A 13,881-nucleotide genomic window follows, 5' to 3' on the forward strand; every position below is an offset into this window, starting at 1 on the left:
TCAGTCACCCGGCCCGGCGAGGAACTCGCTGAGGCGGCGGCCCAGCCCGGGCGGCGCGGCCTGCGGCAGCGCGTGATGGGACACGTCCGGCAGGACGGCCACCTCCACGCGCGGCAGCAGCTCCCGCGCCCGGGCCGCCACCCCGGCGGGGTCATGGGTCCTGCTGTTCCCGGCCAGGAGCAGCAGGACCGGCACGTCCAGTCCGCGCAGCGCGTCGGGCGCCGGACGCGGTCCGGTCACCGGACGGCGGGCGGGGAAGCCGACGGCAGCCTCCTGGAGGGCGAGCCAGTCCGGGTCGAGTCGGGTCGCACCGGTCTCCCATTCCAGGAAGGCACGCGTCCGGCGCGGAGTCGGCCGCAGCAGCACCGGCGCCGCGCGCAGCAGGTAGGCCACCTTGAACCCGGCGAAGCACTGGGTCGGGTCCAGGAGGAACAGGCGGCGTACCCGGTCGGGTGCGTGCAGGGCGTACGACAGGGCGATCCAGGCGCCGTAGGAGTGCCCGCCCAGGGCGGCCGCCCGGATGCCGAGGCCGTCGAGGAGCGCGTCCAGCCAGCCGGTCAGGTCGGCGACCGTGCGGGGGTGACGGTCGCCGGCCGGCGTGCTGCGGCCGGGGGCGCCGATCAGGTCGACGGCGTGGACCCGGTGGGTGCGGGACAGCTCGGCGGCCTGGGCGTACCAGGAGGCGGAGGTCGCCTCGCCGCCGCCCGGCAGGAGGACGAGCGGCGGGCCGCCGGCCGGGCCGGTCACATGGACGTACGTCTCGCCGAAGGGCGTGGGTACGGTCACCGACTCGCGCCCGGGCGGCCACTTGGCCATGACCTTGTCGTAGGCGTCGTGGAAACGGCCGGCGTCGTACGAACCGCGCGCGCTCATGAGCGGTGCCCCCTGACTCTTTCGAGACTCTCCGCCTCTTCCGAGACTCTCCGAGGTTTCCGATATTATCTCGTGGAGCGAGATACATGCCGGGCGAGACAATAACCCGGAGAGCCGGGGAGCGGGAGAGGAAGACCGATGCCCGACGAGGGACCGGAGATGGAGATCGTCCATCTGCTGCGCGCGGTCGCGGTCGAACTGGGCGCGCACAGCACGCGGTTCGCGCAACGCAACGACATGCACCCCACCGACGTCCGCGCCCTGATCGCGCTGATGGACGCCTCGCGGGCGGGCGAGGAGATGACCGCCGGACGCCTCGGCGCCGCGCTCGGGCTGAACTCGGCGGGGACGACGGCGCTGGTGGACCGGCTGGAGAAGGCCGGCCACGTGCGGCGGGTGCGCGACGGACGCGACCGGCGCCGGGTCACCGTCGAGGTCGACGAACGGGCCGTCACCCTCGGCCGGGCCCACTTCGGCCCGCTGATCGGGCGCGCGGTGGACCTGCTGCGCGGGTACGACGGACGGGAGACCGCGGCGATCCGGTCCTTCCTGGCCGGCGTGCGCGAGGCGGCGGCCGAGGACGGGCGCGCACCGTGAGAGACGGGCCACGCCCACCCCGGGTAACACGGGGTTCACACATGGGCAACGGTCGGGAAATCGCCTGTTGACACGCTGCTGCGCAGTAGACGCGGCGCCCCGGTGCCGCAGCGCCGCAGCACCCGCAAGTGCGCCCAGACCCACCCCGAAGGATGTGGCCCCGTGACCTTCAAGGCTGAGTACATCTGGATCGACGGCACCGAGCCGACGGCCAAGCTCCGTTCCAAGACGAAGATCATCACGGGTGCTCCCGCCGGTCTCGACGCCCTGCCGGTCTGGGGCTTCGACGGCTCCTCCACCAACCAGGCCGAGGGCAGCTCCTCGGACTGCGTGCTCAAGCCGGTCTTCTCCTGCCCCGACCCGATCCGCGGCGGCGACGACGTCCTGGTGCTGTGCGAGGTCCTGGACACGGACATGACGCCGCACCCGTCCAACACGCGCGCCGCGCTGGCCGAGCTGTCCGAGCGGTTCGCGGCCCAGGAGCCGATCTTCGGCATCGAGCAGGAGTACACCTTCTTCAAGGGCGCCCGCCCGCTCGGCTTCCCCGAGGGCGGCTTCCCGGCCGCGCAGGGCGGCTACTACTGCGGTGTCGGCTCGGACGAGATCTTCGGCCGTGACGTCGTCGAGGCGCACCTGGAGAACTGCCTGAAGGCCGGTCTCGGCATCTCCGGCATCAACGCCGAGGTCATGCCCGGCCAGTGGGAGTTCCAGGTCGGCCCGCTGGCGCCGCTGGAGGTCTCCGACCAGCTGTGGGTGGCCCGCTGGCTGCTCTACCGCACCGCCGAGGACTTCGAGGTCTCCGCCACCCTCGACCCCAAGCCGGTCAAGGGCGACTGGAACGGCGCGGGCGCGCACACCAACTTCTCCACCAGGGCCATGCGCGAGGGCTACGACGCGATCATCACCGCCGCCGAGTCGCTCGGCGAGGGCTCCAAGCCGCTCGACCACGTCAAGAACTACGGCGCCGGCATCGACGACCGCCTGACCGGCCTGCACGAGACCGCCCCGTGGAACGAGTACTCCTACGGCGTCTCCGACCGCGGTGCCTCGGTGCGCATTCCGTGGCAGGTCGAGAAGGACGGCAAGGGCTACATCGAGGACCGCCGCCCCAACGCCAACGTCGACCCGTACGTGGTGACCCGCCTGCTCGTCGACACCTGCTGCTCGGCGCTGGAGAAGGCCGGCCAGGTCTGATCAGGCCCCGCCCGCTTCCGAGGGGCGTCCACCGCGACGGTGGGCGCCCCTCGGCGTTGTCGCGTGCCATGGCGGCTCACGGTCCGGGAGGGCTTCACCTGCTGCCGCGGCTGCGCGTTCGCCGGGTCCGGGCTGTCCACGGAGGTGGACGGTGATCCGGGCCGCGCGATCACCCTCACCCCGCTGAACCGGCGCAGACGGCTGGAGGGATGATCCGGCCGGGGAATACTTCACGCCAGTCCGCGTCCACGCAGTGAGAGGAGTCTCCTGCCCGGCGCCGCCTTCTGCTTCAATGGGCCCATGGCCAGCTTCCGGAAGTACGCAGCGACGGGTCGCCATGACCTCGAGCCCTTCTGGCCTTCCCGTCAGCACGACGACTTCGACCGGGTGTGTTGCCGCGCGACGATCGCGCCGGCCCGCTAGAAAGCCGTACACCCCAGGCCTTCGGCCGGCGCGCACGACGTACGTCCCGCGACGCGCCCGACCATGAACTCGCGCCCGTCGCCCCTCCCGACGAACTTCTCGCGCGAAAGAGCTGACGTCTCATGGCGACCACCCGTTCCCTGTCCACCGTCCCCGTCGACTCCCCCACCCCCGCCGCCGGCCTGCCCGGCTCCGGCGGCCCCCGGCACCGGCTGCGCGCCGTCGACCGCGACGACGTGGTGGACGTCGCGGACCTGCTGCCGCCGGGCGCCACCTGGCTGCCCGCACCCCCGCACGCCCTGCCGTCGCTGCCGGGGCGCCCGCCGATGGTCGGCTACCTGGTGCTCGTCCCGGCCGACCAGCAGCCGCCGTTCCCGCGCGAGGCCGGACCGACGGCCGTGCCGTCCCGGCCGGACGCGGAGGACGGCGACGCGCTCGTCCGGATCGACGCCGCGCGGCGCACCGCTGCCGTGGACGGGCAGGAACTCGACCTGACGTACCTGGAGTTCGAGCTGCTCGCCCACCTCGTGGCGCATCCGCACCGGGTGCACACCCGCGACCAGCTGGTCACCACGGTGTGGGGCTACGGACACGTGGGCGACGGCCGGACCGTCGACGTGCACGTGGCCCGGCTGCGGCGCAAGCTCGGCGCGGCGCACCGGCAGACGATCCAGACCGTGCGGCGCGTCGGCTACAAGTACACGCCGCCCACGGGGCGCTGAGCGTCTGCTGTCGGCAGAGCACCGTTCCGTGCGGGCGGCGGGCCGGGCACAGTGACCGCATGAGGCTACTGGTGCTGGGCGGTACGGAGTTCGTGGGGCGGGCCGTGGTGGAGGAGGCGCTCGGGCGCGGCTGGGAGGTGACCGTCTTCCACCGCGGGCGGCACGCGCCCCCGCCCGGGGCGCGGGCGCTGCACGGTGACCGCACCGCGCCCGACGGGCTCTCCGCCCTGGCCGACGGATCCTGGGACGCCGTCGTCGACACCTGGTCGGCGGCGCCCCACGCGGTGCGGGACACGGCGCGGCTGCTGCGCGAGCGCGTCGGCCGGTACGTGTACGTGTCGAGCTGCTCGGTCTACGCCTGGGCCCCGCCCGCCGGGTACACCGAGGAGGCGCCACTGGTCGAGGGCGCCTCGGCGGACGCCGGGCAGCTCGACTACGCCCGGGACAAGCGCGGCGCCGAACTCGCCGTGTCGGCCGCCTTCGGCGCGGACCGCTCGGTGCTCGTCAGGGCCGGGCTGATCCTCGGCCCCTACGAGAACATCGGCCGCCTCCCCTGGTGGCTGAACCGCGTCGCGCGCGGCGGCCCGGTCCTCGCGCCCGGCCCGCACGACCTGCCCCTCCAGTACATCGACGTCCGTGACCTCGCCGACTGGGTGCTCGGCGCGGTCGAGCGGGAGCTGAGCGGCCCCTGCAACCTGGTCTCCCCGCCGGGGCACACCACCATGGGCGCCCTGCTCGAAGCCTGCGTGCGGACGACGGGCGGCGCCGCGGAGCTGCGCTGGACCGACCCCGGCACCCTGCTCGCCGCCGGTGTCGAGCCCTGGAGCCAGCTGCCGGTGTGGACGCCGCCGGGCAGCGAACTGCACGACGCCGTGCAGAGCGCGGACGTCTCCCGGGCACTGGCGGCGGGCCTGCGCTGCCGGCCCGCCGAGGACACCGTCGCCGACACCTGGACCTGGCTGCGCGACATCGGCGGCACGGCACCCCACCGCCCCGACCGCCCGCCGGTCGGCCTGGCCCCGGAGACGGAGGCGAAGATCCTCGCCGCGGCGGACGGGCCCGGCGGAGGTGTACCTGGCACCACCCCCTGAGCGGGGTGCCCGGCCCCGTGACCGGCGCCGCCGCCTCCGGAAGACTGACGGCATGAGCATCGAGACGAAGAGCGGGAACCGTACGCAACGCACCCGGGGTGTGGTGCTGTCGGCCGTGCGGGGACTCGCGGTGGCACTGATCGCCCTGCCCGGGGCGGTGCTGTGCTTCTGCCTGGCGCTGGTGTCGATCGCCCTCGTCCCGATCGGCGTCGGCATCGTCACCACGCCGTGGGTGCTGACCGGGGTACGGGCGTTCGCGGACTGGCGGCGGCTGCTCGCCGCCCGGTGGGGCGGGGTGCGGATCCCGCGGGCGTACCGGCCGCTGCCCGCGGACGCCAACCCGTGGGCGCGCACCTTCGGGATGCTCCGTGACCCGGCGACCTGGCGGGACCTGCTGTGGCTCCCCGTCGACATGACGGCGGGCTTCGTCACCGCGCTGCTGGCCTTCGCGCTGGCGCTCTACCCGCTGGAGGGCTTCGCGATCGCCGCCGGGCTGTGGCGGGTGCTGCCCGAGGGGTACTGGTACGGGTTCGTCCGGGTCACCGACCAGACGTCCGCCCTCTACGCCGCGGGCCTCGGGGCGGTGCTGCTCGCCGCCGCCTGCCGGCTCACCCCGCTCCTGCTGCGCGCCCACTTCCGGCTCACCGGCGCGGTCCTCGGCTCCGGCCAGGGGGAACTGGCCGAGCGGGTGCGGGTGCTGACCGAGACCCGTCGCGACGCCGTCGACACCTCCGCCGCCGAACTGCGCCGCATCGAGCGGGACCTGCACGACGGGGCACAGGCCCGCCTGGTCGCCATGGGCATGGACCTCGGCACCGTCGAGGCGCTGCTGGAGAAGGACCCGGCCAAGGCCCGGGAACTGCTCGCGCAGACCCGTGCCTCCTCCGCCGAGGCCCTGACCGAGCTGCGCGAACTCGTGCGGGGCATCCACCCGCCGGTGCTCGCCGAGCGGGGTCTGGGCGACGCCGTGCGGGCCCTGGCGCTGCGGCTGCCCGTCGCGTCCGAGGTGAACGTGGATCTGCCCGGCCGCGCCGACGCGCCGGTGGAGGCCGCCGCCTACTTCGCGGTCAGCGAGGTCCTCACCAACGCCGTCAAGCACTCCGGCGCCGACCGGCTCTGGATCGACGTGCACCGGGCCGAAGGACGGCTCCGCGTCACCGTCACCGACAACGGCAAGGGCGGCGCGGTGATCGGAGCGGGGTCGGGGCTGGCCGGGGTGGAGCGGCGGCTCGGTACATTCGACGGCGTCCTGGCCGTCAGCTCGCCCGCGGGCGGCCCCACCATGGTCACCATGGAGATCCCTTGCGCGTAGTCCTGGCCGAAGACCTGTTCCTGCTGCGCGACGGTCTGGTCCGGCTCCTCGAGGCCCACGACTTCGAGATCGCCGCGGCCGTCGAGACCGGCCCCGAGCTGTCCCGGGCCCTGGCCGAACTGGAACCGGACGTCGCGGTGGTCGACGTACGGCTGCCGCCCACGCTCACCGACGAGGGGCTCCAGTGCGCCCTCCAGGCCCGCCGCGACCGCCCGGGGCTGCCGGTCCTGGTGCTCTCCCAGCACGTGGAGCAGTTGTACGCGCGCGAGCTGCTGGCCGACGGCGACGGCGGGGTGGGATACCTGCTCAAGGACCGGGTGTTCGACGCCGAGCAGTTCGTGGACGCCGTACGGCGGGTGGCGGCCGGCGGTACGGCGATGGACCCGCAGGTCATCCAGCAGCTGCTGAGCCGGCGTGCGGCGGAGGACCGGCCGCTGGAGCGGCTGACGCCCCGGGAGCTGGAGGTGCTGGAGCTGATGGCGCAGGGCCGGACCAACGCGGCGATCGCCGGGCGGCTGGTCGTGACGGAGCGGGCGATCGCGAAACACACGGCGAACATCTTCGCCAAGTTGAGCCTCGAGGTTTCGGACGACGACAACCGCCGTGTCCTGGCGGTTCTCGCCTATCTGGACCGCGGACGCTGACCCTTTCGCCCCTCTCACGCGTCCCACGGGCCCCAGCAATCTTTGTGACGGGTGAACACCACTGCGGCGGCTTCCGTATCCATGGGAGCCGCTTCACTCCTGTCGGGCGCCCTCGATGCCCCGCAAGGAAGTCAGAGGAGTTCCATGGGACGCAACACAAGAAAACGCCGTTCGCCGCTGGCCACCAAGGTCGTAGCCGGGGCGGCGGCCCTGGCGGTCGGCGGGGGTGGGCTGGTCTGGGCCAACTTCTACGCCTCGGCGCACGAGTCGGAGTCGTCGCACAACCGCACCAGGTCCGCGGGGGCGCAGGTCGCCACGATCCAGTGCCCGGACGTCGGCCAGAAGCTGCGGAAGGTGCCGAAGGGGGCACGGGCCGGGGTCGACAAGGAACTGGCGCAGCTCGACAAGCAGATCACCGAGGCCTACGCACGGCTCGCGTCGACGCGCCAGGCACAGTCCGGTGACGCGAGCTACGTCCAGAACGCCATCCTCGGCCCCCTCAAGTCCAAGCGGACCGCCGCCCTGGACCGGATCGGGACCAACATCCGGCGGGTGGGCGGCAACGCCCCGCAGGGCCTCGACGGCTTCGCCGAGTGCCGGGGCATGGGCGTCGACCAGCCGAACGACGGCAACGGGAACGGTGACGAAGGGAACGGCCAGGACGACCAGAACAACGGCGGCCAGGGCCAGGACAACGGCCAAGGTCAGGACGGCGGCCAGGACGGCGGCCAGGACGGCGGTCAGGACGGCGGCCAGAACCAGGGCGACAACGGCAACGGGGCCGCGGGTCCCTTCGCCGAGGACTTCGTGGACATCAACGACGTCCAGCCCGGCTCCAGGGACCTGGAGAACGGCTTCGCCGCCAACGGGGACGGTGGGTCCCAGGGCTCCTTCACCGCGGTCTGCGGCGTGAACGAGAACAACGTGTTCAACAGCGACAACCTGATCGTCGCCCCCGGTGTCGACAACGGCGCGCACCACACGCACGACTACGTCGGCAACCAGGACAACGACGCCTTCTCCAGCGACGAGGACCTCGCGAACGCCGAGACCTCGTGCCAGAACCAGGGCGACAAGTCCACGTACTACTGGCCGGTACTGCGACTGCAGGACGGTACCCAGGAGTTCGACGCGGGCGACCTGGGCGGTGGCGCCGAGGGCAACGTCGGCAAGATCCTCAAGGCCTCCGAGGCGGAGATCAAGTTCGTGGGCAACCAGCAGAGCGACGTCGTCGCGATGCCGAAGTTCCTGCGCATCATCACCGGTGACGCCAAGGCCTTCACCAACGGGGTCGCCAACGCCAACAGCTCCTTCAGCTGCACCGGCTTCGAGGACAGGCAGGTGACGGACAAGTACGTGCTCTGCCCGGAGGGCAGCCAGGTCGTGCGGACGTCCAACTTCCAGAGCTGCTGGGACGGCCAGAACATCGACAGCGCCAACCACCGCGACCACGTGGCCTTCGTCCAGCAGGACGGCAGCTGCCCGAACGGCTTCCAGGCGATCCCCCAGCTCCAGGTCCGCCTGGTGTACGACGTGCCCGCCCCGACCGTCGAGAACGGTCAGGTGCAGAACCCGTACGCCGTCGACGGTTTCCCGGAGCAGCTGCACAAGCCGATCACCGATCACAACGACTTCATCAACGTGATGGACGAGAACCTGATGAACGAGGTGGTCGACTGCATCAACAGCGGCGAGGACTGCCAGTAGTCCTCACCGGAACGGGGTGAGCAGGCGAAGGGGCCGGTGGCGGATTCCGCCACCGGCCCCTTCGTCGTGCCCCAGGGGGTCAGCCGCCGTGCCCGGAGTGTTCACCGCCGTCGGCCGAGTGGCCACCGCCGCCGTGCACCGTTCCCTGCTCCAGGGTGCCGCCGAGCCTGCCGCGCAGGCCGGCGACGACGTCCTCGTGGCCGACGGCGACCCACTTGCGGCCGACGAGGTAGAACCCGCCGTAGTCCTTGGCGGTGTTGATCCACTCACGCTGGCCGCGGTCGGTGGAGAAGGTGGCGAGGACGTACCGCTCGTCGCCCTTCTCGCAGATGGCCTGACGGATGGTGTCGGCGTCGGTCTGCATGTTCGGGGCGCACTTCGCCTCGGCGGCCAGGTGTTCCAGGCTGCCGGTCGCCGTCTCGGGCACGGCGTCCTCGCCGTCACCGCCGGATCCGCAGCCCGTCAGCGCCAGTACCGCCGCCAGGGCGGCCGTCGCGAGCATGGGTCGGGTCAGCCTCATGTGTTCCTCCGGTCCGTTCCGGCGACATGCCGCACGGAGCCCCGGCAAGGGGCTCTGGTCATCGGTACGGGCGCGGGACCCGAAGTATTCACGGATGCGGGTGACCTTCTGGTGGTACCCGTGCGAAAGTGGCGCCGTGGACCAGGACTGGGAAGACCGCGTGAATGCCGCATGGACGGCGTTCGACGCCTACGCCGGAGACGACGCCGCCGAGTTCCGGGCGGTGATCGACGCCCTCGCCGACGAACTGCCGGCGGACAGTCCGCTCGCCCTGTTCGAGAGGGCCTGCGCCTGGGACTCCACCGGCCACTCCGACCGCGCCGTGCCCCTGTACCGGGAGGCCCTGGAGCGCGGGCTCGCCGAGGCGAGCGCCTACAAGGGGCGCCGGGCGAAGATCCAGCTCTCCAGTTCCCTGCGCAACACCGGGCATCCGGAGGAGGGCGTGAAGCTGCTCTCGCCGGAACTGGTGGCGCCCTCGGACGAGTTGGACGACGCGGTCCGGGCCACGCTGGCGCTGTGCCTGTCGAGCATGGGCCGCGACCGGGAGGGCCTGTCGCTGGTGCTCGGCGCCCTGGCGCCCCATCTCCCGCGCTACCAGCGGTCGATGGCCACCTACGCCCGGCTGCTGGTGGAGCCGGAGGAGTAGCCCTCCCCCCGCCCCGGTGACGGCCCACGGTGACCATCCCCCCGTTCGCTCGTTCTGCTGAACGTGCAGCCACAGGATGTCGCCCCGCGCCCCGCACCGCCCTCAAACTCCTCGGCCGACCCGGTCGTCGACGTCGACCAGGCCGAGGCGGCGCTCGTCGAGCACTATCCGCGCCTGGCCCGGCTGGCCTATCTGGTGCTGCCGCCGGGTCTCGGCCGCGGCCGTCGCGTCCTGACCGCGCACGCCCTCACCCAGCGCGCGCTGCCCCGAGGCCGGACGACGACCCCGGTGATCCCGGCCCAGTCGACCGGTCAGGAGGTCGACCCCGGCTACGCCCTGGTCCGCCTGCGGGTCGTCCGTACGGCACTGGAGGCGGGCCGTCCGCTGCGTCGGCGCGCCTGGCCCACGCGGGCCCAGCTGCCGCCCCTGCTGCCGCACGTCCGCGGTCTCAAGCTGTTCCCGCGTTCCGGCGGCGCCGACGAACTCGCCCTGGACCAGCGGCTGTCCGCGCTCTCCGGGCCGGCCCGGGCGGCGTACGCGCTGCGGGGTCTGGAGGGGCTCTCCGAGGACGGTGTCCGCCAGGTGCTCCGGGCCGCCGGGGCCGAGGACGTGGACGGCGCCCTGCGGGAGGCCGGCGCGATGCCGGACGCGTACGCGCTGCTCGGCTCCCCCGAGTTCGACCCCTGCTCCCTCCAGGCCCGGCCGACCGATCTGATGCGCCGGCGCCGGCACACGAAGGCCGCGCTCGTCGCCGGTGCGGCCCTGGTGGTGTGCGGGGCGCTGCTGGGCCTGCCCGGCGACGGCTGGGGTCCGGACGGTGCCGCCGCCCCGGCGTACGCGCAGAACGCGGCGGCCCGGGCGGCCCTCGATCCCGGCAGGCTCACGAAGGTGGCCCCCACCGCGTGGGAGACGTCCGCGCGCACGGACTTCTCGGTGTGGCCGGCCCGCGGCGACCGCACCGGCGACGAGGAGCTGCTGCGCCGCGCCCTGGCAGTCTGGGCGCGGCCCGGCGAGAGCGTGGGGGTCTCCGCGACGCCGGGCACCGCGACCGGCGGTCCGGCCGGGCCGCCGCAGTTGCTGTACGCCGGTGACGTCGACAACGCGCGCGTGGTGATCCTGCACGACGGTCTGCGCGTCGTCCGGTACGCCGAGCCGAAGGACGGCACGGCCGGTGCCGCCCTGGACCTGGCGCGGACCGACGGGGCCGACCGGGCCGGGGCGACCGCGGTGGTCCTGGGCCGGGCCGACGGCAACGTCCGCTATCTGACGGCGCCCTGGGTGACGAAGGCGGCCGGGCGGGACCTCGGCAAGCCGGACGCCGGGGCGCGGGAGCTGGTGCTCACCGACGGTGTGACCGCGCCGCTGGCCAGCCCGGTGCAGCAGCGGTCGGGCGCGTGCACGTCCTGGAACGTGCTGGAGCTGACCGACGGCGCGGACACCCGCGTGGTGACCGACCTCGGCGAGCTGGTCCCGGCCCGTCTGACCACCGGCCGTCCCGGCTCGGTGCGGGACGCCTCGGGCACGGAACCGCTGCGGTCCTGGGCGCCGTACGCCTGCTCGCTGGGCGCGGTGCGCGGGCAGGGGGTGCGGTCGGTGAACGCCTGGGAGTTCGCGAAGCAGCCGCTGCCCGACTCGACCGGGTCGGGCGCCTGGGTGTGCACCCGGGCCGAGACCTGGCGCGGCGACGGGGCCCGGGTGCTGGCCCAGTTCCGCACGCCGGGCGGCACGCAGGGGGCGGTGGCGGCGAAGGCGCAGTCCGTGCCGGCCTGCGGCGCGCGCGACCCGCATGTCCTGGCCGGGGTGCTGTGGAAGTCGGCGGGCGGGCACTGGTACCTGCTCGCCGCCGGAAGCCGCGACACCGAGTCGATCCGGGCGACGGGCGGCATCAGCGACTCGGCGGACGGAAACCTGCTGACGGCGAAGGCCGAGCAGGGTGCCCGCGCGGAGCTGAAGGGCAGGCTGGAGGGCGGCCGGACCATCGGCGGGCTGCGCTAGCGGCCCCCGGTCACCGCACCCACCACGCCTGCTGACACTCGCGTCAACAAGTGGGCGCACGAGGGTTCCCTGAGCCCTTACCCGTCAGTACATTGACGCCATGTCTAACACGCATGTCCCGCTCAAGGCCCGCAAGGTGTCCTTCGCCTGGGAGGCCACCCCGCTGCACTGGGTGCCGGGGGACCCGTTCACGACGCACACCATCAACGTGCTGCACCTGCTGCTGCCCGCCGGGGAACGCTGGTTCGTGCACGTCTACAAGCAGGTGCTGCCGCTCATCCGGGACGAGCGGCTGCGCGAGGACGTCATCGGGTTCATCGGGCAGGAGGCGATGCACTCCCAGGCCCACGACGAGGTGCTGCCGCACCTGCGGGACCAGGGGCTCGACCCGACGCCGTACACCGCGCAGGTCGACTGGCTCTTCGAGAAGCTGCTCGGCGACCGCACGCTGCCGCCGGGCCGGCCGCGCCGCTGGTGGCTGATGGAGCGGGTGGCGCTGATCGCGGCCATCGAGCACTACACGGCGTTCCTCGGCGACTGGGTGCTCAACGCCGAGGCGCTCGACCGGCACGGGGCCGACCCGACCATGCTGGATCTGCTGCGCTGGCACGGCGCCGAGGAGGTCGAGCACCGGTCGGTGGCCTTCGACCTCTTCGAGCACCTGGACGGGGGGTACGCGCGGCGGGCCCGCACCTGGGCGACGGCGTTCGCGGCCCTGGTGTTCCTGTGGCAGCGCGGTGCCCGGTTCTTCATGGAGAACGATCCGACGCTGACCGACGGCCGCGCCACCTTCGGCGACTTCCACCGGCGCGGGCGCAGCGGCCTGCTCCCCGCCACCGGCGCCGTACTGCGCTCCATACCCGGCTATCTGAGCCGGGACTACCACCCGTCCCGGTTCGGCTCCACCGAGCAGGCCGTGGCCTACCTCGCGGCCTCCCCCGCCGCCGTGGCCGCCGAGAGGTCCCAGGAGGCGTCCGCATGAGGCCCAAACCGACGGCTCTGCTGCTCGCGGCCGGTGCCGCGCTCGTCGCCCGGCGCGCGCTGCGGCGCCGGGTCCAGGGCTCTCCGCTGTGGCCGATGCCCGCCCTGGACCCGCCGGTCTCGGGGCGGCCGCGCTCGCGCGCGCTGACGCTGCTGGTCACCTCGCGGGAGCTGGTGGCCGACGGGGTGGTCCGGATCCGCCTGGAGGGGCACGACCTGCCGCGCTGGGAGCCGGGGGCGCACCTGGACCTGGTGCTGCCCTCCGGTCTGGTGCGGCAGTACTCGCTGTGCGGCGACCCCGAGGACACCTCGTCGTACACCGTCGCCACGCGGCTGGCCGAGGACGGGCGGGGCGGTTCGCGTGAGGTGCACGAGCAGGTGCAGGAGGGCACGGAGCTGGAGGTGCGGGGGCCGCGCAACCGCTTCCCGCTGGTCGAGGCGCCGGCGTACGTCTTCGTGGCCGGCGGCATCGGCATCACGCCGGTGCTGCCGATGCTGCGGGCGCTGCCGGAGGGCACCGAGTGGCGGTTGCTGTACGGCGGCCGGACGCGGGCCTCGATGCCGTTCCTGGAGGAGATCGAGAAGCTGGACCGGGACGGCGAGCGCAGCGGGATGGGGATCCCCCCGGCCGAAGGCCGGGGGAGGGTCACCGTCGTCGCCGAGGACGAGGACGGGCGGCCCGGGCTCGACGCCTTCCTGGCGGAGCTGCCCGAGGGCACGGCCGTGTACTGCTGCGGTCCGGAGGGGCTGATCGCGGCCGTCGAGGAACGCCTCCCGGCGGGCACCGCCCTGCACCTGGAGCGGTTCGCGCCGCGCACCGCGGCGGGCGGCGACGCGGAGTTCGAGGTCGAACTGCACCGCAGCGGGCGCACGCTGACCGTGCCCGGCGACTCGTCGGTGCTGGCCGCCGTGCGCGCCGAGCTGCCGGGCACCCCGTACTCCTGCGAGCAGGGCTGGTGTGGGACCTGCCAACAGAGAGTGCTGGAGGGCGAGATCGATCACCGGGACGAGCTGCTGACCGACTCCGAGCGCGGCGATTCGATGCTCATCTGCGTGTCCCGTGCCCGCGGCACCCGGCTCGTGCTCGACATGTGAACGCCGATGCCCGGTCCGGCCCGTTCGGGGGCTGGATTCGATCGGTAAGGTGTTCGTATGACTACCGGGGTACGCCGCAGA

The 13,881-nt window shown here is 73.5% G+C and carries 14 protein-coding genes; 12 read left to right on the forward strand and 2 right to left on the reverse strand.

Features of this window, described 5'->3' with window-relative positions:
• Positions 1-873 (reverse strand): alpha/beta fold hydrolase, encoded by an 873-nt coding sequence (locus OIE75_RS10350; protein ID WP_329470435.1) that lies wholly within the window; start codon positions 871-873, stop codon positions 1-3.
• Positions 874-1,011: 138 nt separating this feature from the next.
• On the opposite strand from OIE75_RS10350, the gene OIE75_RS10355 reads away from it, so the two are divergent.
• From OIE75_RS10355 to OIE75_RS10390, 8 genes are all read left to right on the forward strand, one after another.
• Positions 1,012-1,470: a MarR family transcriptional regulator gene (locus tag OIE75_RS10355; RefSeq protein WP_329470436.1), complete on the forward strand. Its 459-nt coding sequence runs from the start codon at positions 1,012-1,014 to the stop codon at positions 1,468-1,470.
• Between the two features lie 162 nt (positions 1,471-1,632).
• Entirely contained in the window at positions 1,633-2,664 is a 1,032-nt protein-coding gene (gene glnII, locus OIE75_RS10360; RefSeq protein WP_329470438.1) for a glutamine synthetase, read from the forward strand.
• 63 nt (positions 2,665-2,727) lie between these two features.
• Positions 2,728-2,877, forward strand: a complete 150-nt coding sequence (locus tag OIE75_RS10365; RefSeq protein ID WP_307011548.1) for a hypothetical protein — start codon at positions 2,728-2,730, stop codon at positions 2,875-2,877.
• A gap of 332 nt (positions 2,878-3,209) precedes the next feature.
• Positions 3,210-3,809, forward strand: coding sequence for a winged helix-turn-helix domain-containing protein (locus OIE75_RS10370; RefSeq protein WP_307011550.1), 600 nt, complete (start codon positions 3,210-3,212; stop codon positions 3,807-3,809).
• 59 nt (positions 3,810-3,868) lie between these two features.
• Entirely contained in the window at positions 3,869-4,900 is a 1,032-nt protein-coding gene (locus OIE75_RS10375) for an SDR family oxidoreductase (protein WP_329470440.1), read from the forward strand.
• A 52-nt stretch (positions 4,901-4,952) separates the two neighbouring features.
• Complete coding sequence (locus tag OIE75_RS10380) at positions 4,953-6,212, forward strand: sensor histidine kinase (RefSeq protein ID WP_329470442.1); 1,260 nt, start codon at positions 4,953-4,955, stop codon at positions 6,210-6,212.
• Positions 6,203-6,856 carry a LuxR C-terminal-related transcriptional regulator gene (locus OIE75_RS10385; RefSeq protein WP_307011556.1) on the forward strand — a complete coding sequence of 218 codons (654 nt, stop codon included), beginning with the start codon at positions 6,203-6,205 and terminating at the stop codon, positions 6,854-6,856. Before OIE75_RS10380 ends, OIE75_RS10385 begins: the two co-directional genes overlap by 10 nt.
• 144 nt (positions 6,857-7,000) lie before the next feature.
• Positions 7,001-8,563 (forward strand): DUF1996 domain-containing protein, encoded by a 1,563-nt coding sequence (locus tag OIE75_RS10390; RefSeq protein ID WP_329470444.1) that lies wholly within the window; start codon positions 7,001-7,003, stop codon positions 8,561-8,563.
• Positions 8,564-8,642: 79 nt separating this feature from the next.
• On the opposite strand, the gene OIE75_RS10395 is transcribed toward OIE75_RS10390, so the two are convergent.
• Positions 8,643-9,083: a hypothetical protein gene (locus tag OIE75_RS10395; RefSeq protein ID WP_329470445.1), complete on the reverse strand. Its 441-nt coding sequence runs from the start codon at positions 9,081-9,083 to the stop codon at positions 8,643-8,645.
• A gap of 94 nt (positions 9,084-9,177) precedes the next feature.
• Here OIE75_RS10395 and OIE75_RS10400 point away from each other — a divergent pair, with 94 nt between their 5' ends.
• The 4 genes from OIE75_RS10400 to OIE75_RS10415 all read left to right on the forward strand — a co-directional run bounded on the left by OIE75_RS10400 (position 9,178) and on the right by OIE75_RS10415 (position 13,800).
• Positions 9,178-9,729 carry a tetratricopeptide repeat protein gene (locus OIE75_RS10400; RefSeq protein WP_329470447.1) on the forward strand — a complete coding sequence of 184 codons (552 nt, stop codon included), beginning with the start codon at positions 9,178-9,180 and terminating at the stop codon, positions 9,727-9,729.
• Between the two features lie 63 nt (positions 9,730-9,792).
• Complete coding sequence (locus OIE75_RS10405; protein ID WP_329470449.1) at positions 9,793-11,724, forward strand: hypothetical protein; 1,932 nt, start codon at positions 9,793-9,795, stop codon at positions 11,722-11,724.
• Positions 11,725-11,824: 100 nt separating this feature from the next.
• Positions 11,825-12,706, forward strand: coding sequence for a metal-dependent hydrolase (locus OIE75_RS10410; protein WP_329470450.1), 882 nt, complete (start codon positions 11,825-11,827; stop codon positions 12,704-12,706).
• Positions 12,703-13,800, forward strand: coding sequence for a PDR/VanB family oxidoreductase (locus OIE75_RS10415; RefSeq protein WP_329470452.1), 1,098 nt, complete (start codon positions 12,703-12,705; stop codon positions 13,798-13,800). Before OIE75_RS10410 ends, OIE75_RS10415 begins: the two co-directional genes overlap by 4 nt.
• Positions 13,801-13,881 lie beyond the last annotated feature (81 nt).

Origin of the sequence: Streptomyces sp. NBC_01723 (assembly GCF_036246005.1) — a bacterium.
Lineage (GTDB): Bacteria > Actinomycetota > Actinomycetes > Streptomycetales > Streptomycetaceae > Streptomyces.

What these genes read in the sequence shown, in the direction of transcription:
- OIE75_RS10395 (WP_329470445.1), bottom strand. Translation starts at nt 9,083, where the DNA reads ATGAGGCTGACCCGACCCATGCTCGCGACGGCCGCCCTGGCGGCGGTA.
- OIE75_RS10415 (WP_329470452.1), top strand. Translation starts at nt 12,703, where the DNA reads ATGAGGCCCAAACCGACGGCTCTGCTGCTCGCGGCCGGTGCCGCGCTC.
- OIE75_RS10375 (WP_329470440.1), top strand. Translation starts at nt 3,869, where the DNA reads ATGAGGCTACTGGTGCTGGGCGGTACGGAGTTCGTGGGGCGGGCCGTG.
- OIE75_RS10355 (WP_329470436.1), top strand. Translation starts at nt 1,012, where the DNA reads ATGCCCGACGAGGGACCGGAGATGGAGATCGTCCATCTGCTGCGCGCG.
- OIE75_RS10380 (WP_329470442.1), top strand. Translation starts at nt 4,953, where the DNA reads ATGAGCATCGAGACGAAGAGCGGGAACCGTACGCAACGCACCCGGGGT.
- OIE75_RS10370 (WP_307011550.1), top strand. Translation starts at nt 3,210, where the DNA reads ATGGCGACCACCCGTTCCCTGTCCACCGTCCCCGTCGACTCCCCCACC.
- OIE75_RS10390 (WP_329470444.1), top strand. Translation starts at nt 7,001, where the DNA reads ATGGGACGCAACACAAGAAAACGCCGTTCGCCGCTGGCCACCAAGGTC.
- OIE75_RS10410 (WP_329470450.1), top strand. Translation starts at nt 11,825, where the DNA reads ATGTCTAACACGCATGTCCCGCTCAAGGCCCGCAAGGTGTCCTTCGCC.
- OIE75_RS10350 (WP_329470435.1), bottom strand. Translation starts at nt 873, where the DNA reads ATGAGCGCGCGCGGTTCGTACGACGCCGGCCGTTTCCACGACGCCTAC.
- OIE75_RS10400 (WP_329470447.1), top strand. Translation starts at nt 9,178, where the DNA reads ATGCGGGTGACCTTCTGGTGGTACCCGTGCGAAAGTGGCGCCGTGGAC.